This is a genomic window from Mesorhizobium sp. AR10 (assembly GCF_024746795.1).
Taxonomy (GTDB): domain Bacteria; phylum Pseudomonadota; class Alphaproteobacteria; order Rhizobiales; family Rhizobiaceae; genus Mesorhizobium.
This window is the reverse complement of sequence record NZ_CP080524.1, coordinates 4,117,592-4,139,939: the sequence shown is the minus strand read 5'-3', so window position 1 is coordinate 4,139,939 and position 22,348 is coordinate 4,117,592. Positions and strand designations below refer to the sequence as shown.

Here is a 22,348-nt window from a genome sequence, read left to right as displayed (position 1 = left end):
TTCCCATTTGCCGCAATCGCTCAAGTTTACGGCAAGAGGGGGTGAACATCAAAGCCCTGGCGTTCATTCACGCCGCCGCTGCTGCGGGCGGCGCTTTTCGCCACCCTGGAGTTCGATATTTTTCGAGCCGCAAGATTGGTGAAAGGCCGTCTGCACGCACGGTGGGAGGTGCCGAGAAGCGTGCAGACGGCCGTTGTGAAAATGACTAGGTGATCAAAAATTCTTGCACTCACCGGGTGACGCGTTTGACGCCCGGGATGGCCAACGAATTTATCAAAGACGCCAGGAGACCGATCGAAATCGAAATGTCGGCTTCCGCAGGAACCATATGTCTGCGCAACCCTCTCCACCGTCTGTGAAGGAGGTCACAGAGGCGGCGGTCAAAGGGCGCGATGGTCCGAGCTCGCGCGACGACATGTGACTTCAAACGCACGAGCTTGTTGACTTGCTTGCCGCTCGGCATTGCTTCAGTCTGAAACGGCACCGCAGTTTTCTACTTTGACAGTTCAGGAAAGTGGGGTCATGCCATGGCAGCAACAACGGGGCTCCTGATCAAGGTTCGTGGTGACGGTGCAGGCTTTGCAGCAAGCAGCCGGTCGCTTCGCCTCGGAGCGGTCGAAGTCGAGCCGATCCTGACCGTGCCGCCAAGCGCTTCCCGCGGCGATTTTGGCGCCGGTGCCGATCGCGGCGCGACCTGGCTCAAGCTCGGCGCGAAACAATCGGACAATCCGTGGGATGACGCCCACGCTCTTGTCGGCCGCGGCGAGGCTTTCGCGGCAGCCGGCGGTTCCGAGATTCTGGCCATCGAGCCCGACCTCGTTCAACAGTGGGACTACAGGGACAGCAACGGCGACCGCGGCATGGCAGCAAGCGCCAGTCCGGTCTGCGCCTTCGATGACCAGAATCCAAGCGGCGGCCAGGCCACAGTGCCCGGCGTTGTCGCCTGGAATGCGGGGGTGGCCTTCAGCCAGTTCGCGGCCGCCCGTGCCAAGGTCGGCGCCAAGCAGGCCAAAATCACCATCGCCCATCTCGATACCGGCTTCGATCCTGCGCACCGCACCTTGCCCGCCGGGCTCGTCGCGGCGCTGCAGCGCAATTTCGTCAATGACGGCACCGGGCCGAACAACGCAACCGATCACGCCCCGGCAGGCGGCCTCGCCAGCAATCGCGGCCACGGCACCGGCACGCTCAGCCTGCTCGCCGGCAACAGACTGGACGGCACATCGCCGCACTGGTCGGGTTTTACCGATTTCGTCGGCGCCGCTCCGCAAGCAAGGATCATCCCGGTGCGCATTGCCGACTGGGTGGTTCGTCTGACCACCGGCACGATGGTGCAAGGCATCGACTATGCCCGTTCCAAAGGCGCCCAGGTCCTGTCGATGAGCATGGGTGGCCTCACCTCCGAAGCGCTGGTCGACGCGGTCAATCTTGCCTACGACAACGGCGTCGTCATGGTCACCGCCGCCGGCAACAACTACACGATCACACCAAGCAGCATCGTCTTTCCGGCTCGCTACAACCGCGTGCTGGCAGCCTGTGGTGTGATGGGCGACGGTCGTGCCTACTCCGGCCTCAGCTTCGGCACCATGCAGGGCAATTTCGGGCCGGCTTCGAAGATGACGACCGCGCTTGGCGCCTACACGCCGAATGTGCCGTGGGCTGAGATCGACTGTGCCAAGATCGTCGATATGGACGGTTCCGGCACGTCCGCGGCAACGCCGCAGATCGCCGCTGCGGCAGCGCTTTGGCTGGCCGAGCACTGGGATGTCGTGAAGAACTATTCGCAAGCCTGGATGCGCATCGAAGCTGTCCGTTTCGCGCTGTTTTCCAAGGCGGCCAAGTCGACGGCCAAAATGGGAGCCGCCGAGACGCTGCAGAAGATCGGGCAGGGCGTGGTCCGGGCGGGTGCCGCGCTGTCGGTGATGCCACGGGCGGAGAACCAGCTGACGAAACTGCCGCCGGCGCAATCCTCCTGGGGCTGGCTCGATTTCATCACCGGCGGCGGCAATTCCGCGGCGCCGCTGTCGCCTGCAGCTCGCCAGCGGCGAAAGATGCTGACGCTGGAACTGACGCAGATGGCGCAGCGTGCCGCCTCGGTCGACCGGGCGATCGCCGACCCCGATGGCGATCCAGCCGCCATCTCGGCCGCAGCACGCAATCGCTATCTGGAAGCAGCACTTGACGAAGGCAATCCATCGAAACCGCTGCGCGTCTTTCTTGAAAACATGCTGGGGAGGGCAGGTGCCAGACCGGTCACCGCCACGCAGACGACGCCGGCATCGCCGGTCAAGCGCAAGCCACGCCCTTTGCCGCCGCCCAAACGGCGGCTGCGCATCTATGCGCTCGATCCGTCAGTGGCCAAGCGCCTCGATTCCGTCTCCGTCTTCCAGGCCACGCTTTCCGTTCCGTGGGACGACAAGCCGTCGACGGCCAACGCGTTGATGCCCGGTCCGGTTGGAGAATATCTCGAGATCGTCGATGTCGATCCGGCGTCCAACCGTGTCTACGATCCGGTCGATCTCAACGACAAGATCTTGCTGGCGCAGGACGGCTTCCCGCCATCGGAAGGCAATCCGCAGTTCCACCAGCAGATGGTCTATGCCGTGGCCATGACCACGATCGGGCATTTCGAGCGCGCATTGGGCCGCCGCGCGCTATGGGCTCCGCACTATCCCGCCGGTCGCAGCGGCGACATGACAATGAAGGCTCATGAAGTGCCGCGGCTGCGCATCTATCCGCATGCGCTGCGCACTGACAATGCCTATTACAGCCCGGACAAGAAGGCCTTGCTGTTCGGCTATTTCCCCGCCGGGAGCAAGGCGGGCGACGTCACCACGCCGGGCACGACGGTGTTTTCCTGCCTGTCGAGCGACATCGTCGCCCATGAAATGTCGCATGCGCTGCTCGACGGGCTGCACCGCCGTTTCCAGGAAGCGTCCAACCCGGACGTGCCGGCTTTCCATGAGGCCTTTGCCGACATCGTCGCCCTGTTCCAGCACTTTACCCTCAAGGAGCTGGTCAGCTTCGAGATTGCCAAGGCGAGGGGCGATGTCTCTGCGGCCACGCTGCTGTCCGGCATCGGCAGGCAGTTCGGCGAAGGCAGCGGCCGCGCCGGACCGCTGCGCGACTACGGCGGTGCCGCCATGGCCGACCTCGACTATGACAAGACGTTCGAGCCGCATGACCGCGGCTCGATCCTGGTCTTCGCCGTCTACCAGGCGTTCCTGGCCATCGCCGACCGCCGCACCGACGACCTGATACAACTGGCCACCGGTGGAACCGGCGTGCTGCCCGCCGGCACCTTGCACCCCAGCCTGGTCGAGCGCCTCACCGACGAGACCGCCAAGATCGCGCAGCAGATGCTGACCATGTGCATTCGCGCGCTCGACTACTGCCCGGCCGTCGACATCACCTTCGGCGAGTATCTGCGCGCGCTGATCACGGCCGACATCGACGCTTTCCCCGACGACCCGCTGCACTATCGTCTCGCCTTCATGGAATCCTTCCGCAAATGGAAGCTGTTGCCGCGCGACGTGCGCACGATATCGGAGGAGACGCTTGCCTGGAGCGCGCCCGACGATCCTTCGCCCGGCTGGCTGAACGGCTTGCTGCGCGACGTCGATCTGAGCTGGAACCAGAAACTCAATCGCTCCGAAATCTTCGCCCTCAACGAGAAGAACCGGCACACGCTTTGGAAGGCGATGCGGAAGGCCTTTGTTGCCAATCCCGATCTCTACAAGCAGTTCGGCCTGCTGCCTGACCTGCCGCGCTATGACCAGCATGGTGGGTTGCTCCGCAAGGCGCGCAAGGGCGAGACCACCTTCGACATCTTCGGCGTGCGCGCGACCCGCCGCGTCGAGCCCGACGGCTCGTTCCGCACAGAGGTGATCGCCGTCATCCAGCAACGCATTCCGGTCCAACTCGACGGCACGCCGGCACTGAGCGGCGTGAAGGCCGGCGACGGCTTTTTCTGGTTCCGCGGCGGCGCCACCGTCATCATCGACCCGCGCAAGGGGCAGGAAGAAATCCGCTACTCGATCATCAAGAACACCGGCAGTACCGACCGGCAGAAGCGCCAGTCGCAGACCGCGACCGCGAATTACCTGTCGCCGCTGCGGGCGCTCTATTTCGGCAGCGAGATTTCCGAGCCCTTCGCCATGCTGCATGCCAGCCATGGAGACGACGATGTCTAGAAGACCGGCAACCCGCAGAACACCTCGACCTGCCAGTCCTGCTGCGGCCCCCAAGCCGGCTGTCACCGTGCGGCATTATTGCCAGGGCATTGGTGACTGCCATCTCCTGAGCTTTCCCAAAGCGGACGGCTCGCTGTTTCGCATGCTCATCGATTGCGGCATCCACACATCGGTCAAGGGCGGCCCGGCTCTCATCGGCGACATCGTCGCCGACATCAAGGCCGAGACGGGTGGCAAGATCGACGTTCTCGTCGTTACCCACGAACATTGGGACCATGTTTCAGGCTTCCTCACCTCGGACGACTTGTTCAAGGATTTTTCCGTCGGCGAAGTGTGGATGGGCTGGACCGAAAACCCAGTTGATCTCGAAGCGATCGAGCTCGACAAATCCAGGGCTCAGGCCTTGAGGGTGCTGCAGGGGGCAAGCCGCAGGCTCGACGCCGAGCGCGGCCTGAGCCCGCATCTGTCGGGAGTCCGCGACGGGCTGCAATCCGTCCTCGGTTTCCAGTTCGGGGCCAAGGGCGAACGGGTTCGCGCGGCGCGCGACGCTGCCATCAAACTTTCGGCAAAGCAGCCTCCTGCCTATTTCGAGCCCGGCGCGGCGCCGCTGTCGATTGCCGCGCTGCCCAATCTGCGCATCTATGTGCTCGGTCCGCCGCGCGACAAGGCAGCGCTGCGTCTGGAGGAAAGGACGAGCGAAATGTATCCGCTTGGCCCCGGCGGACCGTTCGCGCGGGCGCTCAGTGCTGGCCTGGCGGTGAACGAAACCGGCGACGGAACCTGGCTGGACGAGCTCAGCCCCTTCGAGCGCAGCGTCGGCACTGAACTGTCGGCGGTGTTGAGCGGCAGCGCCAGCGATACGCAAGGCGACATCGGCGCCTTTGTCTGGAAGCATTATTCCGGCCAGGTAGCCGAGGCTCGACCGGAAGAGGATCCCGACCAGTCCTGGCGCCGCATCGACGCCGACTGGCTCGGCATCGCCGCCGATCTTGCCATGCAGCTCGACCGCGGCGTCAACAACACCAGCCTCGTGCTGGCCTTCGAATTCATCGACACCGGCAGGGTCTTCCTGTTCCCGGGCGATGCGCAGATCGGCAACTGGCTGAGCTGGAAGGATTTGAAATGGCCAGTGGGGCAGGGGACCGTGACGGCGGCCGACCTCATGGCGGGCACCGTCTATCTGAAGGTCGCCCATCACGGCAGCCACAACGCGACGCCGCAAAGGCAGGGCCTCGAGCTGATGACCAATGCCGATCTTTCCGCCTTCATTCCCACCAACGAGCACGACGCCGGGAAGGTACGTTGGCGCGAAATGCCCTACGACGCCATCCTGACCGCACTTGCCGACAGGACCAACGGCCGCGTCATCCGCGCCGACGATGCCTGGCTCGCAAACAAGAACGGAAAGCCGGCATTTGCTTCGCCTTCCGGCTCGATCCTGGCGGTTCGCAATGCGCCGCGCGATGCGTCTCGTGGCCCAGGTGGCCTCTGGGTCGAAGTAGACCTTGCTTGAGAAGCGCCAAAATCGACGCATCTCCGGGGTTCTTTATGCGCGTGCAGCAGTCGCTTGCGCTCGTGGCCAACAGACACTTTGCGGTCGTTGGTTAGCGTGAGACCTGTTACGCCTACCAAATTTGGCCGTAATGTAGGTGGTTTTTTCCCAATTTATCTTAAGCCTCGGGAAATGCAGGCCTTTCAGGCCTGTCTAACGGTCTTCTCAACATCGCGAAGATGCCCCAGCCGGGTGCAGAAAAGGTCAAATCATCGGCGTAGCGAGTGTATACGACCTTGTCTTGCAACGGCCGCCGAGACAGCTTTATCGAACTCATAAGGCAGCGCATTGGAGACGAAGGGAGACGATGGTGCGCCTATCGCTAGCCGCAGCCCCACCCCTTTTTTGGGTCTCTGGCAGATGAGCAAGCTAGTAAGCCTGATATCATCGCGATCAGGACCCACGGCGGCAAACGCACAAGCGCGTCGATGTGATATAAGCTGAGTGTCTCTACCGTTGGAGGTAGTAAGCTTGGCCAATTTCGAATGGACGGTCCTAATCCCGCTTGTCTCGGGCATGGTCGGCACATTGGTAGGCGGCGGCATCAGCTACGTTGCGCAAAGCCGAGCCCGAGAGGCAGAACTCTCTTGGCGACGAAAGTCTTTGGCTCAAGCGCTAGCAGCCGAAATTGTGGCCTTCCAGAGGATTGTCGCTAGACGGGATCTCCCCGGCCGGTGCAAAGCGGCGGCCGACTCCGCGAGGGCGGGGGACGAAATCGCCGTTCGGGAGTGGTTAAGCGAACAGGACGGGAAGATGGAAGTCCTCCCGATCTACCACTCGAATTTGGGCAATATCGGCCTTCTTGGTCCTGCTTGTGTGGACTTAGTGACCTTTGTTGGTCAAGTCGAGGCCATCTTGACCACGATCCGGGGGGTTCACGACGGGCTCTATGGCAATCTAAATGGTGGGCAGCTTGCCAATCTATTTGAGGGTGAACTTGAGTTGTGGCGTGTATCGGAAAAATTGGCCACGAAGGTAGTTGCCGATTTGAGAGCTATCACCTGACCGGAACCGTCAGCAAATAACTGATTGATATATGAAATTTGGTGGGCGATGCAGGGATTGAACCTGCGACCCCACCCGTGTGAAGGGTGTGCTCTCCCGCTGAGCTAATCGCCCGCTCGTTGCCCGAAGGCCAAGCGCGCCGCGATATAAGGGAGGCTGGCGGGCGAAGTCAAGGCGATGTCCGACGTTCCGCGGGCCGGAAGGCAACCCCGCCGGCAGCGTGCGGCCGTCTTGGCCAATCAGCGTCCTGCGGCCGCTTTGATCAGCCGTTCCGCCAGATCGAGTGTCAGCGCATCGAAATGCGAGATCACCGCCGACGGTTCGAATTCGCGTACATGGCGGTCGGTGTAGCCGAAATCGACGGCGACCACCGGGATTCCAGCAGCTTTGGCCGTATCGATGTCGGTCTGCGAATCGCCAACCATCAGCGCGCGATGCGGATCGCCGCCGGCCAACGCGATGGTTTCGATGAGATGGCGCGGATCGGGCTTGCGGAAAGCGAATGTGTCCTGCCCGGCTATTGCCGCAAAATGTTTCGACAGGCCGAGCGCCTCGATCAACGCCACCGAGTTGGCCTCGTATTTGTTGGTGCAGACGGCCAAGAGATAGCCGGCCGCCTCGAACCGCGCGATCGCCTCGACAACGCCGGGATAGGGGCGCGACTTGCCGGGGATGTTGTCGGTGTAGTGATCGAGAAACAGTTTCAGCAGCCGGTCGTGTTCCTCGCTCTGCAGCGATCTTTGCTGCGCGGCGTGCGCCCGCTCGATCATCACCCGGCCGCCATGGCCGACGAAGCGCTTGAAGCCGGCTTCATCGACGGCCGCCAGTTGACCGGCGGCAAGACTGTGGTTGAGGCTGTCGAGCAGGTCCGGCGCTGTATCGACCAGCGTCCCGTCGAGGTCGAACACGATGATCGGTCGGGTCATGGCCAGTCCTGTGAGGATTGCGTTGCCGGCAGGCGATAGCCGCTGCAGGCCTTTCAGGCAAGCGGGCTTGCTCGGTCCACAGCCTTTGACCGGGCCGGCAAAAATGCTAGGAGCGCCCGACCAATCGGAATCCGGGGCAACACACGGCATGGATGCGAGGCAACTGAAGGTCGAGGCCGCACGGGCAGCACTGACCCACGTGACGGATGGCATGCGACTCGGCATCGGCACCGGCACGACGGCCGAGGAATTCGTGCGGCTGCTCGCCGAGAAAATTGCCACCGGCCTGACCGTCGTCGGCGTACCGACCTCCGAGCGCACCGCCATCCTTTGCCGCGAGCTTGGCGTGCCGCTGTCGACGCTGGAGGAAACGCCCGAGCTCGACCTCACCATCGATGGTGCCGACGAGGTCGACCCGGCGCTGACCCTGATCAAGGGCGGCGGCGGTGCGCTGCTGCGCGAAAAGATCGTCGCGGCGGCTTCGGCGCGCATGATCGTCATTGCCGACCGCTCAAAAATGGTCGAGACGCTCGGTCGCTTTCCGCTGCCGATCGAAGTCAATAAATTCGGCTTGCGCGCGACCGAAATCGCGGTTCGCGCGGCGGCTGAAAAGCTCGGTCTTTCCGGCCCCGCCACATTGAGGATGACGGGGGGCCACCCTTTTGTTACAGACGGCGGCCATTTTATCCTCGATGCATCTTTTGGCCGCATTCCGGATACAAGAGCGCTTTCGAATGCTCTCCACGCCATTCCTGGCGTGGTCGAGCATGGTCTTTTCATCGGGCTGGCGTCAGCGGCCATCATCGCCGGCGGCGACGGCATCCAAACCGTCCATGCCGCCCGAAAACCAGGGAGTTCTACCGATCATGATGTTGCATAACCGGGTTCGCAGCCTTTCCGCCGTTCTGGTGGCTTCTGCTGTCTTTGCGTTTTCGTCGCCGGCGTTCTCGCAGGACGTCACTGACGCGCATCTTAAGGCTGCGCGCGCTGCGGTGACGGCGATCCACGCGACGGACCCGTTCGACAACATCCTGCCGCAGGCGGCTGCCGCACTCGAGCAGCAGCTGATCCAGAAGAACCCCGATATGCAAGAACTCATCGGCAAGACCATCAACGAGAAGGCCCTGGCGCTGGCCTCGCGCCGCGCCGATCTGGAAAAGGAAGCGGCTCTTGCCTACGCCAAGGTGTTCTCCGAAAAGGAACTCACTGAGATCGCCGCTTTCTACAGTTCCGATTCCGGCAAGAAACTGCTCGACAATGGCCCAATCGTGACGCGTGAACTGGTGAAGGCCGCTGACATCTGGCAGAACGGCCTCGCCCGCGATCTTGCAGAGCAGGTTGGCGAAACGCTGGCCGCCGCGGCCAAAGCCAAGGCGCCGGCGCCGGCTGATGCCGCTGCCCCCGCGGACGCCGCTGCCCCTGCTGATGGCTCGGCTCCCGCTGATGCCACGCAGCCGGAAGCACCGAAGAACTAATCAAAATTTTCGGCGCGGCGCGCATCGCCGCTGGACCAGAAAGCCCGGCTTCCCCCGGGCTTTTCTTTTGATGGTTTGCAGCCTACCTGTGGCGCAAGTTCATATGCTTCAGGAGCCTCATCATGGCTGGATACGACTACGATCTTTTCGTCATCGGCGGCGGCTCCGGCGGGGTGAGGGCGGCGCGCGTCGCGGCAGCACTCGGCAAACGCGTCGGTATCGCCGAGGAGTACCGATATGGCGGCACCTGCGTCATCCGCGGCTGCGTGCCGAAAAAGCTCTATGTCTATGCCTCGCAGTTTCCCGAGCATTTCACTGATGCCGCCGGATATGGCTGGACGGTGCCCGAGGCGAGCTTCGACTGGCAGACGCTGGTCGCCAACAAGGACCGCGAGATCAGCCGGCTGGAGGCGATCTACGAGAAGAACGTGCAGGGGGCCGGCGGCGAGACTTTCCATTCGCGCGCCATGCTGGTCGACAAGCATGTGGTGCATCTTCTGGGGGAGGATCGCACCGTCACCGCCGACCAGATTCTCATCGCCACCGGCGGTCGCCCGGCACCGCATCCGGCACTCCCGGGCCATGAACACTGCATCTTTTCCAACGAAGCGTTCGACCTCAAGCAGCTGCCTAAGGCAATCATGATCGAGGGTGGCGGCTATATCGCCGTCGAGTTCGCCAACATCTTTCATGGCCTGGGCGTCGACACCACGCTGGTCTATCGCGGCAAGGACATACTCTCCCGCTTCGATATGGACCTGCGGCGCATGCTGCACGACACGATGGAAAAGAAGGGGATCAAGATCCTCTGCCACGCCGTGTCCGAATGGATCCGCAAGCGGCCGGACGGACGGCTCGACGCGTTGGTCACTGGCGGCAAGATACTGACGATCGATCAGGTCATGCTCGCCATCGGCCGCATTCCCAACACCGAGAACATGGGCCTAGAGGGCGTCGGTATCGAACTTGGCAAGACCGGTGCGATCAATGTCGACAAATATTCCCGCACCAACATCGACAACATCTGGGCGATCGGCGACGTCACCAACCGCGTGCAATTGACGCCGGTGGCGATCCACGAGGCGATGTGTTTCATCGAGACCGCCTTCAAGGGCAATCCGACCGCGCCCGACCATGACACGATCGCCACCGCAGTTTTCTCGCAGCCGGAGATCGGCACGGTCGGTCTGTCGGAGGACGAGGCCGTCAAGCGCTTTGCCGACATCGAAATCTATCGCGCCACCTTCCGGCCGATGCGCCACACACTGTCCGGCCGCGATGAAAGGATGCTGGTGAAGCTGGTGGTCGATGGCGCCTCGAAAAAGGTGCTCGGCGCCCACATCCTCGGACCGGATGCCGGCGAGATGGCGCAGCTTCTCGCCATCCCTCTCAAGGCGGGGCTGACCAAGGACGATTTCGACCGCACCATGGCCGTGCATCCGACGGCGGCGGAAGAACTCGTCACCATGTACAAGCCGACCTATCGGGTAAAGGATGGCCTGCGAGTGGAGTAGGATCACTCATCGTTTTATACGGCCAGGGAGCGCATCGATGAGGTTCGGAATCATTCTTGCCGTGTCCGGTCTGCTCGCTGCCGACGCCGCACATGCGGAAGACAAACTCTACTGCAACAGCATCTCAGATGACGAAGATCTGTCGGATATATCACTAGGCGTCATCACCGGCCGCAAGGTCAACTTTCTCGCCAATGAGTACGAACACGCCGGGTGCCCATCGGCGGACCCGTCCTGCAAGAAACCAGCCTTTGTTCGGGCCAAGGACAAGGTCGTCTACGACACCGATGTTGTTGCGGGCGGTTATGTCTGTGCGGCCTTCGTCGATGGCCGAGGCAACGAGACCGATGGCTGGCTGCCGGCGGCGAGTATCAAGCCAGTCACCGCAGCACCGCACTGGATCGGCACCTGGAAGCGCGACACGTCCGCCGAAATCGACATCACGCTGAAAGCCCACAACAAGGCCGAGGTCAGCGGTAGCGCAACCCACGGGACGGGCGCTGCGACCCACGAGGGCAGTATCGGAGGCGTCATCGACCGGAAGCAGGCGGTGCAAGGGTTCGCTACAGACGGCGACAAGCAAGTCGCCTATGAGGCGGCTGGCGAGTACGATTGCGCAGTAAAGCTGCGCCAGCTTGGCCGTTATCTTTTCGTCGCCGACAACCGCAATTGTGGTGGCGCCAACGTTTCCTTCTCTGGTGTTTACGTGAAGCGCTAAACCGTCAGGCCATCGCCGGCAACTGGCATTGCCGGCGATGGTGGAGATGAGCGCCGACTAAAGCAGCGTTCCGCGCAGGATCACCAGCGCCACCGAAAAATAGATCACCAGTCCGGTGACATCGACCAGCGTGGCGACGAACGGCGCCGACGCGCTGGCAGGGTCGAAGCCGATCCGCTTCAGCGCAAACGGCAACATCGATCCCGACAGCGAACCGAAGGTGACGATGCCGACCAGCGCTACACCGACCGTTGTGGCGATCAGCGGCCAGTGCGGACCGTAGTCGTAGAAGCCCAGATACTGCCAAAGCGCGATGCGGCAGACGCCAACGACGCCAAGCATCGATCCGAGCACCAGGCCGGTCGGCAGTTCGCGCAAGGCGACCCGCCACCAGTCGCCAAGGCCGATCTCGCGCAGCGCCAGCGCCCGGATGACCAGCGACGTCGCCTGCGAGCCGGAATTGCCGCCGGAACTCATGATCAACGGGATGAACAGGGTGAGCACGATCGCCTTTTCGAGTTCGCCTTCGTAGCTTTGCATCGCGTTGGCAGTCAGCATCTCGCTGATGAACAGCGCGCAGAGCCAACCCCCGCGTTTCTGGATCATGGCGAGAAAACTCATCTTCATGTAGGGCTCGTCCAGAGCCTCCATGCCGCCGAAACGATGCACGTCCTCCGTCGTCTCCTCGATCATCGCATCGATGATGTCGTCGATGGTGACAATGCCGAGAATCTTACCGTGGTCCACGACCGGAACGGCGAGCAGGTCGTATTTGGAGATCATCTGCGCCACTTTCTCGCGGTCGGTCAGCGGTGAAACCGTGACCGGCACGCGATCCAGTGCAACGTCCATCACCAGGTCGTCCGGCTCGCCGGTGATCAGCCGGCGCAGGCCGGTCGAGCGCACCAGCATGTGCGTCTCCGGATCGATGATGTAGATCGCGTAGACGGTCTCGCGCGTCCGTTCTACCTTGCGGATGTAATCCAGCGTGCGGCCGACGGTCCAGTCCGAGGGCACGCTGACAAACTCCGTCGTCATGATCGAGGCGGCGCTGCCTTCGGGATAGCCGAGAATGGCAAGCAGCGTCGCGCGCAGCGGTGGCGCGAGGCCGCCGAGCAACTCCGAGCGTGCCGGCTCTTCCAGATCGCGCAGCAGGTCGGCGGCACGGTCGACCGACATGGCGGCGAGCAGCTTGCCTGCCTTGGCGCGGGGCAGCGCTTCGACAAGCTCCGATGCGCCGTCGAGTTCGGGCTGGTCGAAGATCTCGACCAGCCGCTCGAAAGGCACTTCACAGAGCAGTTCCGTCGCTGTTTCGCGAGGCTCGCGGTTCAGCGCCTCGACGACGTCGGCAACATGATCGTTTGCAAGAATGCGGGCGATCGCGACTGCATCGTCGCCCGCTATGGGGGAAAATTCGTTCATGGTTCACTCCTTGCCATCCGGCAGGACGTGAACCGGTCAGGTCACGTCTAGGCGGACGGCGATTGCGTTCGACTGTGACTGTCGCCAGGCATGGCGCGGTGACCTTTCTGCTCGCGGGTTAGCGCATGACCCCGAAAATCGGTTTCGATTTTCGGAAAGGATCATGCGCAAATTCTAAGTTTCTACGGCGTCCTTTGCGCGTCTGAAGTGACGCGCGGCGCTGTAGGTTGGAATTCTGCGAGCCGGCGCAACATAGGAGCGCGCCTTACCGAGTCAATCGTGAGCACGGCTGAAAATGGCGGCAGATGCGTCAAATCGCGAGACTGTGATCGCTGTCGGGTGTGTTGCAGTCACTCAGGGAGCGCGCGGGGCAGCCAAGGCCTTTGGCGTTGCTGCTATTTCTGCTTCAGCCGGCGCGAGAAACGCAGCCATTTGTCCTCGACCGGCCTCGGCTGCGCCAGGATGGTGGTGAGTTCGCGGGGCAGGCTCGGGACCAGTGGCTTCTTGGTCGCGACACCGTCGGCGATCGAAACCACGCTGTGGTAGAATTCGGCGCCCGTAAGCGATCTTGGCGGCACGGCCTCGTGCATGATGCTGATCACAGTGACGTCAGGGCAATTGTCCTTGATCGCCTGGTGGAAGGCGATCTTGCCTTCGGGGTCAAGCGCGCCTGTCGCTTCGTCGAGGAACAGCAGCCCCGGCTGCTGCAGGACGATGCGGGCGACCACCAGCTTCTGTTTCTGGCCGCCCGAAAGAACCTGGTCCCAGTTCTTTCCTTCGCGGTTTTCGTCGGCCATATGTTCGATGAAATCGCCAAGGCCGGCCCTGTGCAATGCGGACGCGACCTGCGCATCGCCAAAATCGTGCTCGGAGCCTGGCAGGCAAACCAATTGCTTCAGCGAGACCTGCTGCAGCTTGACCTCCTGAGCGGCATAAAAACTGCTGACGCCCTCTGGAAAGACGATGGTGCCGCGGCCATAGGGCCACAGGCCGTTGATGGCCTTGACCAGCGAGGTTTTGCCGCAACCGGATTCGCCCTTCAGGAACGTCCACTCGCCGCGCCGGAAGCGCAAATTCGCCGCACTCAGGAAAGGCGTCGCGTCCTCGCCCTGATGCGCCAGTTCCAGCTTCTGGATGGTTAGGCCGAAAACCGGGTTCTGGCGATCATAGCGGAAATCGGAGTGGCCGGTCTGGCTGTAGAACTCCTGGGGATGCTGGACGTTTTCGATCGCGTTGGCGAGTTCGGTGACGCGCTGGCTGTTGGCGCGCAGCGTGGCGATGTTCGGCATGACATGGATGAACCAGGAGCATTGACTGATCAGCGAATTGACCATCTCGGATCCGGTTATGTAACCCTTGAGATCGAAGCCGTTATGGATGAAGGGCACAAGGCCCGGCCCATAGGCGACAATGCGGGCACCAATGAAATTATAGATCAGCTCGAACGAATTGTAGCCTGTGTTGACGATGTTCAGCCGCGCCCAGGTGCGGTCGATGTCGACATAGAGCCGGTTGTGCATCGTCTTTTGCACATTCTCGCCCTGCGAGGCCGCGACATGGAAGCTGCGACGCAGGAAAGTGGTCAGCTCGCCCCGGTAACTGCCTTCGGATTGCTGCATTCTGACGTTGAGGCGCTCCAGCAGGCGGCCCAGCTTGACCGCGATCCAAGTGTTCAGCGGGACGTAGGTGGCGACTGCCAGGAAAGCCAGAACCGCGCTGCCATAGCTGCCAAGGAACTCCAGCCCTTTCACCTCCGCCGAATTTTCCAGCAGTTTCTGGCCGACGAAAAAAAGCGACGTGGCGACAGCCAGAACACCCATGGCGAGACCGATGGCTCCGCCGGTCATGTCCTTGATGGATTCCTGGACGCGCTGGTCGATATTGTCAGGGGCGGCATTGCCGGACGAACCGTGCTGGGCGTGGAAATGCGTATGATTGGCGTCTAGCAGCGCTTCGTTGAACCGGCTGTCCAGCCAGCCACGCCATTTGCGATGCAACGTCGTTGACACGAGGCTGCGTATGCCGGTGAAGCCCGCGTCCTTGAGCACGACCAGAGCCACGAGAATGCCGGCGTTGGTCAGCAGCGACTTGAGCGGCGTGGTGTTTGCGGCATCGTGGAAGAAGGCGATCGAATTGACCAGCTCTCCGGAGGCCTCGGCGAACCAGACGCCGGACTTGCTGGACAGCGCCGTGAGCAGCGCAATCACCAGCGTCAATGTCCAGGCTTCTTTCCAGTGATCCGAAAACCAGTAGGCCCGCATGAGCCCCCAGAAGCTGCGCATCGACGAAACCGGCGTCAGGGGCGACGGCCCTGCGGCCCCGCTAGTCATTTTTTCCGATATTGAACGTCGTGGTCTATCGACCCGAATCACGATCCCGCCCAAACCTTTTTTCTTTTGTTACGGATAGTAACACCAATTGATCATTTTCTATTAATTTTCTCCCGCCGACTGTGAACAGGCCCACGCAACGTTGCCATGAAGCAACAGGTCGAGGTGCGGAATCGGCACCTGGAAAGCGGCTTATTTCTAATGATTTCAATCTGTTGAGAAGCTACGGCGGCGATCGAATTTACCTTCCCTTAGGGAAGCTTTTCACACGATTTTGTGAACCTTTCCGCCTTGCCAGCCGGCCGATTTTCCTACCGAGGACCGGTTGGCCGGCCCCAGAATCGGCTGCCCCCGGGCACCCCGGGCTTGCCGCCGTGATCGCTCGCGGCAGTCGATTCGTCTCGACGGAAGGTGCCTGAAAGCGCCTTGGAGCGAACGCCAGCTCGTGCCTATTGAGGTGCACGCAAACCGGGTTTGACAACGCACGCGTCCGGATCGAACCTGATCCGGCGGATTTGGCTTAGAGGGTCTTTCATGTTTGCACGAGCATTTTCGGTCGCCATGCTAGCGACCTTCGCCTTGCTGCCTCAGGCACATGCTGGCAGCCAGACAATCCCGGCGAACGCCGAAGGGCAGTTCGAGTTCAACACTCCGTCCGGCAATATCGGCTGCATCTACACACCGAAAGGCGGCACCAGCACCTACCAGCCGCAGGACGGCGGCCCGGAACTGAGTTGCTCCCGCGTCGAGCCGAGCTACATCACCATTATCCTGGGGCCGCAGGGGCCAGCAACATTAATCAAGAACCCCGGCGAGCAGGGCTGCTGTAGCGATGCTGCCAAGCTGTCTTACGGAAGCAGCTGGAGCGAGGGGCCTTTCTCCTGCAAATCGTCAACCAAGGGCCTGACCTGCACCGGCAGCAACGGCCATGGATTTTTCGTCAGCAAGGCCAAGGTGACCGTAAAATAGATCAGCCTACCTTTTCCAACTCGCCCTTGGCCTTGGCTGCTGCAACCTGGCGAATGGCGTCGGCGAGCGTGTCGGCGTCCTGAGCTCCCATCACCGCATATTTGCCTTCAAGCAGGAAGCACGGCACACCTGATATGCCCATGCGCGAGGCGGTGGCGATTTCGGTGCGTACCGCCTCTACATCGGCGTCGGTCGGCAGAAGCGTTTCGACCACGGAGGCATCCATGCCGGCCTCGCGGGCGGCTTCGATCAGCACGGCATGGTCGCCGAGATTGGCGCCTTCCTCGAAATTCAGCTGGAACAGGCGGCGCACCAGCCGGTTCTGCACGGCTTCACCGGCGGCACCCGCCCAGCGGATGACGCGGTGTGCGTCCAGCGTGTTGGGCGCGACCTTGATGGCATCGAAGGCAAAGTTGATCCCCTCTGCTTCGCCCAGCGGTTCGATGCGGGCATGGATTTCGCGAATGCGTTGCTCGCTGCCGAATTTGGCCAGCATGTATTCGCGGCGGTCCTTGCCTTCGGGCGGGATGGTCGGATCGAGCTGGAACGGCCGCCAGCGAATGTGCACGGCGACGTCGCCGGCAGCCGCGATCGCCTTGTCCAGCCGCTTCTGGCCGATGAAGCACCATGGGCAGACTACATCGGACACGACATCGACGGTGACGGAGTTCAGCTCGTCCATTTTGATCTCCTGTCCCGATGTTCAGTTCGCCTTGCGCCACCAGGTTGGCAGTTCATAGCCAGATAAGGACGTTTTTTGCGGATGTTCCAGATAGTTCCAGTAGGCAATCCATTGCTGCGTGTTGTGCTGCATCGGCACCACATAGTTGCCCGAGATCAGCAACCTGTCGAGGACACGGACGGCCGCGACATAATCTTCGCGGCTGCGGGCATTGAGCATAGCCTCGAGCGCGGCGTCCACCGCCGGATCGGCAACGCCGGCAAGGTTGAAGGAGCCTTCCGCCTTGGCGTAAGAGGATCCCCAGCGCCCGAGCTGTTCGATGCCGGGCGACAGCGAGTTGTTGAAGCCGCCCGAGCCAATCAAGACCTCGAAGTCGAAACGCTGTTTGCGCGACTGGATCTGGTCGCCCTCGAGGCTGCGGATGGTGACGTCGATGCCGATCTTCTCCAGCGCGCGCTGGTAGATGGCGGCTAGGCGTTCCTCGTCCTGCGAGGCCGTCAGTATCTCGAAAGCGAAGGGCTTTCCCTCGGGATCGAGCATTACGCCGTCCTGCACGGTGTAGCCCGCACGCTTCAGCAGATCGAAGGCTGCCTTAAGCACCTTCCGGTCCTGGCCCGAGCCGTCGGTGACGGGCGGCCGCCACGTGCCGTCCATGACATCGGCGGGTACGCGGCCGGGATAGGGCGCCAGAAGGGCCTTTTCACGTTCGTCGGCCGGGTGGCCGAGCGCGGAAAGTTCGGAATTCTGCCAGAAACTCATGGTGCGCGTGTATTTGCCGCCGAACAGGTTCTTGTTGGCCCATTCGAAGTCGTAGAGCATGCCGAGCGCGCGCCGAACGACCGGGTTGGAAAACTTCTGCAGCCTTGTGTTGAACAGGAACCCGGTCACCACAGGCGGGATGCCACTGTCGAAGGTTTCGGCGACCACATCGCCCTTGTGGAAGGCCGGAAAATTGAGATCGCGCTCGCGCTTGACCGGATCGCTTTCGTCGTCGATGGCGCAGATGCCCTTTTTGAACGCTTCGAGCTTGGCATTGGCATTGAGGAAATATTCGATGGTGATCTGGTCGTAATTGTCGAAGCCGCGCTTGGAGGGGATATCCTTGCCCCAGTAATTTGGGTTGCGCTTGAACACGATGCGCTGGCCGGGCGCCACTTGCGCCACCGTGTAGGGGCCGCTGCCGATCAAGGGTTTCAGCGTGGTCCTGTCGAAAGTCTCCTTGTCGAAGGCATGCTTCGGCAGAATCGGCGTCAGCGCGATGATCAAAGGGGTCTCGCGATTGGCCTTGTCGTTGAAGGTAAAGCGCACGCTGCGATCACCGGTCTTTTCGAGTTTGGCGATCATGCTCATGCGAGCGCTGTAGGGTGGGCGGCCCTTGTCCGTGTAGACGTCATAGGTGAACAGCACATCCTCCGGCGTCACCGGCTGGCCGTCCGACCATTTCGCCTTGGGATCGAGGTGGAATTCGATGCTCTTGCGCTCGGGATCCATGTCGGCGGTGTCGGCGAGCAGGCCGTAGAGGCTGAAGGCCTCATCGTCGTTGCGTTTCATCAAGGGCTCGAAGACGAGATTGCCGTAATTCTGATCCATCATACCGCGTGCCGTGGTGCGCAGGCTTTTCAGGATGAACGGGTTGAGATTGTCGAAACTGCCGACAACGCAATAGGTGATGTTGCCACCCTTCGGCGCGTCGGGATTGACGTAGTTGAAATGCGTATAGTCGGCGGGCAGCGCCGGATCGCCATGCATGGCGATCGCGTGCTTCGGTTCTGATGCGGCCGGCTGAAGCGAAAGGGTGAGAAACGAGATTGCGGCGATCAGCCAAACAAGAACGCGGTCCATGACCGTCTCCTTACTGGGCGGCTTGATGATTCGCAGTGCACCCTAGAGCAAAGGATGTCCAAGTTGAACCATTCCGCCGCCCGATCCCACCGCCAAGAATCGCAGGCGGCGGGCTGGATTCGGCTGCCCATGCAGTGTAACACGCCGTCCGAAGTCATCCTGTTGCCTCATTTCGGCAACAGGTAGCTGGACCACACGGCGCGAAGAAGCCGGTCCCGGGATCATTTGAGAGGAAGTGCACGACATGACGAGCCTGAACAGCAACGCGTACCGCCTTTCGGTCATGGCCGCAGGCGTGGTCGGCTTTCTGGGCGCCGAACTTCCGGCTGCTTCCGCGCAGCAGCAGCAAATTCCGCAAGGCTGGTTCAAGGCCTGCACCAAGCAGGAAGATGTCGACATCTGCAATGTCCAGAACATCACCACCGCCGGCAACGGCCAGCTCATCACCGGCATCAGCCTGATCGAACTGAAGGGCAAGGTAAACCGCAAGGTGTTCCAGGTGACGGTTCCGACGGGCCGTCTGGTGCCTCCCGGCATCGGCCTTCAGATCGACACCGGCAAGGCGCAGAAGCTCGACTATGTGATCTGCTTCCCCGACCGCTGCGTGGCCGAAGTGCCGTTGACCGACCAGCTGGTCGCGTCCTTCAAGAAGGGCTCCTCGCTGACGCTCACCTCGGTCAATTTCCAGAATCAGCCAAACCCGATCAAGATCGCCTTGACCGGCTTCAGCGGCGCCTTCGACGGCCCGCCGCTGCAGCAGTCCGATATCGAGGACCGGCAGAAGAAGCTTCAGGACTTCGTTGCCAAGAACAACCAGGACTTCGCCAAGAAGCTCAAGGAAGAGCAGGACAAGGCGAAGGCCGCCAACTGATCGGCCGACCGTCTCGGAATTTAGAAAAAAGCGGGGTCATGCCCCGCTTTTTTCGTTACTGTCTCGTCAGTGTCTGGCCATATCAATGCCTGGACTGGCGTTTCGGCTCGTAGTGCCCATCAGGTTTCTTGTCGAACATCTCGCCGATCTGTGGATGCCGGACCGGTTCGCCCGACTGGTCCTCAAGCAGGTTCTGCTCGGATACATAGGCGATGTATTCCGTTTCCGAATTCTCGGCGAGCAAATGGTAGAAGGGCTGGTCCTTGCGTGGCCGCACGTCCTCCGGGATCGCCTCGTACCATTCGTCGGTATTGGCGAATTGCGGGTCGACATCGAAGATGATGCCGCGGAACGGAAACAGCCTGTGGCGAACCACCTGTCCGATCGAGAATTTGGCCGTCTTCATCTTACTCACCACCTAAGTTCCTAGAGCGCCGCGCGTCTTTGGAAGAGGCATGGACGCTCTAAGACCTTGAATTTACGCACTACGCAGCCAAAAATCGAGCCCGACTTTAGGTTTGATCCCTAGCTCTATTTGGCGCAGACGCCACATCAATTCAATCCCGAGGCGCTTGCCGCCTCTGTGAAGCTACGCACCGAACGGATCGAAAGTTTTGGCGCAGGCCTGCTACCGCCGGGCTGGCCTTCGCAAGCCGCCGGCGAACGCTGCAAAGCCGCTGCCGGGCCGAAGCCCCTCGCGCATGAAGAAGGCGCGCAGCGGCGCGAAACTGCCGAGCACGCCGAGGCCGGCGCTGCGCGCCATCTGGGCCGGAAGCATGTCCGACAACAGCGACATGTTGAGCAGATTGACCGCGCTGCTGCGCGCCAATATGTCAGGCCGCCGCTTGAAATCATAAGCTGCGAGCGCCTTGGCAGATCCCGGATCATCGCGATTTTCTCTAGCGATTCCAATTAGATCGTCGATATCCCTGATGCCGAGATTGAGACCTTGCGCGCCAATCGGCGGAAACACATGGGCGGCTTCGCCGACCAGCGCAACCCGGTTCTGCGCAAAGCGCCCGGGCGACGCCGCTGAAAGCGGGTAGATCTGCCGGCCGGGCTCAACGGACACCCGGCCCAGCATGGATTGCATCTGTTGTTCGACCTGCTGCGAAAGCGTGACATCGTCGAGTGCTGCGAGTTCCTTCGCCGTCTCCGGCCTCACCACCCAGACAAGGCTGGAGCGATTGCCGGGCAGCGGCACCTGCGTGAACGGACCGGTTTCGGTGTGGAACTCGGTCGAGGTGAAGGCATGGTCGCTGCGGTGGCCGAAATTCAGCACCAGCGCCGCCTGCGGATATGACCTGACGGATGCCGGAATGCCTGCCGCCTCCCGCGCCGGTGACAGGCGGCCATCGGCTGCGACCGCCAGCGATGCCGTCACATCGCTGCCGTCGGCCAGGACAGCATGCGCGTGGCCAGCGTCGAGGCGCCATGTCTCCACCATCGATTTTCGCCATTCGATGCCGGAATGCGCATTGGCAGCCTTGGCAAGCGTGGGATTAAGCGCACTGTTGGGCAAATTCAGCCCGAATTGCTCTTCGTCGATTTCGCTGGCGCGAAAGGTGACCACCGGGCTGCGGATCAGCCGTCTGGTCGCATCGACGATGCGCATAACCTTCAACGGTGCAGCCTTGGGCCTGAGGTCGTCGAGGACGCCCAACCGCTCGAGGATTTTCAGGGCAGGGTTCATCAAGGCCGTGGTGCGGCCATCCGGGCCGCCTGCCTCAGGCCCGACAAGGGTCACGGGAAAGCCTGCGTCGGCAAAACCGAGCGCCGCGATCAGCCCCGCCGGGCCGCTGCCGGCAACCAGTATCCGTGCTGTTTTCTGGTGCTCCAAACTCGGCTTCCAGTTTGCGATGCAAGGCGATGGGTCCGACCTGCCGGTACAGCAGCATATAGGTCAGGTCATGCGGCTTGATCAACGCGGCGATTCGGCCCATTCGATTGTCATGACCGGCAAGGATCATGATTTCAGCCATCTCGACCAAGCCGGCCGCGCCACAGCAAGCGTCGCCCGCAGTCCCCGGCTGACGGTGAACATCGTCGTCGGTGCGGGCATCCTGCTTGCCTGGCTGCTTCTCGGCGCGATGGCGATCCGCGGCGCCGAAAGCCGGGCCCCAGGCATCGACGCACCCGGCGATTCGATACTCAGATACCTGCCCCCCTTGCCGCTGCCGGATTTTCTCGACCGGTTCTTCGCGCTCTGCCTCACCCCGGTGCCGCTCGACGGAACCATCGGCGTGCAGGCCCTGGCGCTCATCGCGATGTGGTTCCTGATGGCGGTGGCGACCATGCTGCCATCCGCGGCGCCGATGGTCCGCACCTATTGCGAGATTGCCGACACGGCGCGGATCAAGGGCGAACCGGTTGTCCATCCTTTGGTTCTGGTCGCCGGCTACCTCGGCATCTGGCTCGCCGCTTCGGCGGTGTTTGCGGTATTGACGCTAACGGTCCATGCGTTCGCTTCGGGGCAAGTGCTCGACCCGCTGGTTGGATTTGCCGGTGCGGCCGCGCTGCTGGTTGCCGGGCTCTACCAGTTCAGCGGCCTGAAAGAGGCCTGCCTGACAAAATGCAAAAACCCGTTCTCGATCCTGTTTGCGAACTGGAGCACAAGACCCGTTCGCATTTTCCGGCTTGGCCTGGAGCAAGGTGTGTGGTGCCTCGGCTGCTGCTGGGCGCTGATGCTGGTGATGTTCGCCGTCGGCGTAATGAACGTGTTCTGGATGGCGCTCATAGGACTTTTCACCCTGATCGAAAAACAAACGGCGAGCAGGCTTTCAACCCGACTGGCCGGTGCGATACTGCTTGTCTGGGCAGCCGCCCTCCTAGTAGTCTCGGCATGAGGG

Annotated in this window: 17 protein-coding genes and 1 tRNA gene; 10 read left to right on the top strand and 8 right to left on the bottom strand. The window is 61.9% G+C overall.

The window, feature by feature from the left end; translation table 11 throughout:
* Positions 1 to 527: 527 nt before the first annotated feature.
* The 3 genes from LHFGNBLO_RS23580 to LHFGNBLO_RS23570 all read left to right on the top strand — a co-directional run bounded on the left by LHFGNBLO_RS23580 (position 528) and on the right by LHFGNBLO_RS23570 (position 6,750).
* On the top strand, positions 528 to 4,193 hold the full coding sequence (locus LHFGNBLO_RS23580) for a S8 family serine peptidase (RefSeq protein ID WP_258601714.1): 3,666 nt from the start codon (positions 528 to 530) through the stop codon (positions 4,191 to 4,193).
* Positions 4,186 to 5,706 (top strand): MBL fold metallo-hydrolase, encoded by a 1,521-nt coding sequence (locus tag LHFGNBLO_RS23575; protein WP_258601713.1) that lies wholly within the window; start codon positions 4,186 to 4,188, stop codon positions 5,704 to 5,706. Before LHFGNBLO_RS23580 ends, LHFGNBLO_RS23575 begins: the two co-directional genes overlap by 8 nt.
* A 510-nt stretch (positions 5,707 to 6,216) precedes the next feature.
* Positions 6,217 to 6,750: a hypothetical protein gene (locus LHFGNBLO_RS23570; protein ID WP_258601712.1), complete on the top strand. Its 534-nt coding sequence runs from the start codon at positions 6,217 to 6,219 to the stop codon at positions 6,748 to 6,750.
* Positions 6,751 to 6,789: 39 nt separating this feature from the next.
* Here the strand turns inward: LHFGNBLO_RS23570 and LHFGNBLO_RS23565 are convergent.
* Positions 6,790 to 6,864: transfer RNA gene (locus LHFGNBLO_RS23565), tRNA-Val, on the bottom strand.
* Between the two features lie 125 nt (positions 6,865 to 6,989).
* Complete coding sequence (locus tag LHFGNBLO_RS23560) at positions 6,990 to 7,676, bottom strand: phosphoglycolate phosphatase (RefSeq protein WP_258601711.1); 687 nt, start codon at positions 7,674 to 7,676, stop codon at positions 6,990 to 6,992.
* Positions 7,677 to 7,824: 148 nt separating this feature from the next.
* Between LHFGNBLO_RS23560 and rpiA the strand changes: the two genes are divergently transcribed.
* From rpiA to LHFGNBLO_RS23540, 4 genes are all read left to right on the top strand, one after another.
* A complete protein-coding gene (rpiA, locus tag LHFGNBLO_RS23555; protein WP_258601710.1) occupies positions 7,825 to 8,556 on the top strand; it encodes a ribose-5-phosphate isomerase RpiA in 732 nt (243 codons plus the stop codon).
* Positions 8,543 to 9,151, top strand: coding sequence for a DUF2059 domain-containing protein (locus LHFGNBLO_RS23550; protein ID WP_258601709.1), 609 nt, complete (start codon positions 8,543 to 8,545; stop codon positions 9,149 to 9,151). The genes rpiA and LHFGNBLO_RS23550 overlap by 14 nt, the downstream gene beginning before the upstream one ends.
* A 122-nt stretch (positions 9,152 to 9,273) precedes the next feature.
* On the top strand, positions 9,274 to 10,665 hold the full coding sequence (gene gor / locus LHFGNBLO_RS23545) for a glutathione-disulfide reductase (protein ID WP_258601708.1): 1,392 nt from the start codon (positions 9,274 to 9,276) through the stop codon (positions 10,663 to 10,665).
* A gap of 37 nt (positions 10,666 to 10,702) precedes the next feature.
* Entirely contained in the window at positions 10,703 to 11,383 is a 681-nt protein-coding gene (locus tag LHFGNBLO_RS23540) for a hypothetical protein (RefSeq protein WP_258601707.1), read from the top strand.
* A gap of 57 nt (positions 11,384 to 11,440) precedes the next feature.
* On the opposite strand, the gene mgtE is transcribed toward LHFGNBLO_RS23540, so the two are convergent.
* Complete coding sequence (mgtE, locus tag LHFGNBLO_RS23535; RefSeq protein ID WP_258601706.1) at positions 11,441 to 12,805, bottom strand: magnesium transporter; 1,365 nt, start codon at positions 12,803 to 12,805, stop codon at positions 11,441 to 11,443.
* 395 nt (positions 12,806 to 13,200) lie between these two features.
* Complete coding sequence (locus LHFGNBLO_RS23530; RefSeq protein ID WP_258609861.1) at positions 13,201 to 15,087, bottom strand: ABC transporter ATP-binding protein/permease; 1,887 nt, start codon at positions 15,085 to 15,087, stop codon at positions 13,201 to 13,203.
* A 582-nt stretch (positions 15,088 to 15,669) separates the two neighbouring features.
* Here LHFGNBLO_RS23530 and LHFGNBLO_RS23525 point away from each other — a divergent pair.
* On the top strand, positions 15,670 to 16,104 hold the full coding sequence (locus tag LHFGNBLO_RS23525) for a hypothetical protein (protein ID WP_258601705.1): 435 nt from the start codon (positions 15,670 to 15,672) through the stop codon (positions 16,102 to 16,104).
* A gap of 1 nt (position 16,105) precedes the next feature.
* Here the strand turns inward: LHFGNBLO_RS23525 and LHFGNBLO_RS23520 are convergent, their stop codons facing one another.
* Both LHFGNBLO_RS23520 and LHFGNBLO_RS23515 read right to left on the bottom strand, forming a co-directional pair.
* Complete coding sequence (locus LHFGNBLO_RS23520) at positions 16,106 to 16,786, bottom strand: DsbA family oxidoreductase (protein ID WP_258601704.1); 681 nt, start codon at positions 16,784 to 16,786, stop codon at positions 16,106 to 16,108.
* Between the two features lie 21 nt (positions 16,787 to 16,807).
* Positions 16,808 to 18,628, bottom strand: coding sequence for an extracellular solute-binding protein (locus LHFGNBLO_RS23515; RefSeq protein WP_258601703.1), 1,821 nt, complete (start codon positions 18,626 to 18,628; stop codon positions 16,808 to 16,810).
* Positions 18,629 to 18,872: 244 nt separating this feature from the next.
* On the opposite strand from LHFGNBLO_RS23515, the gene LHFGNBLO_RS23510 reads away from it, so the two are divergent.
* Complete coding sequence (locus LHFGNBLO_RS23510; protein ID WP_258601702.1) at positions 18,873 to 19,499, top strand: invasion associated locus B family protein; 627 nt, start codon at positions 18,873 to 18,875, stop codon at positions 19,497 to 19,499.
* A gap of 82 nt (positions 19,500 to 19,581) precedes the next feature.
* Here LHFGNBLO_RS23510 and hspQ read toward each other — a convergent pair whose 3' ends face one another.
* Positions 19,582 to 19,905 (bottom strand): heat shock protein HspQ, encoded by a 324-nt coding sequence (hspQ, locus tag LHFGNBLO_RS23505; protein WP_258609860.1) that lies wholly within the window; start codon positions 19,903 to 19,905, stop codon positions 19,582 to 19,584.
* A 222-nt stretch (positions 19,906 to 20,127) separates the two neighbouring features.
* Positions 20,128 to 21,339 carry a UbiH/UbiF family hydroxylase gene (locus tag LHFGNBLO_RS23500; protein WP_258601701.1) on the bottom strand — a complete coding sequence of 404 codons (1,212 nt, stop codon included), beginning with the start codon at positions 21,337 to 21,339 and terminating at the stop codon, positions 20,128 to 20,130.
* 70 nt (positions 21,340 to 21,409) lie between these two features.
* Between LHFGNBLO_RS23500 and LHFGNBLO_RS23495 the strand changes: the two genes are divergently transcribed.
* A complete protein-coding gene (locus tag LHFGNBLO_RS23495) occupies positions 21,410 to 22,345 on the top strand; it encodes a DUF2182 domain-containing protein (protein ID WP_258601700.1) in 936 nt (311 codons plus the stop codon).
* The last annotated feature ends 3 nt before the right edge of the window (positions 22,346 to 22,348 follow it).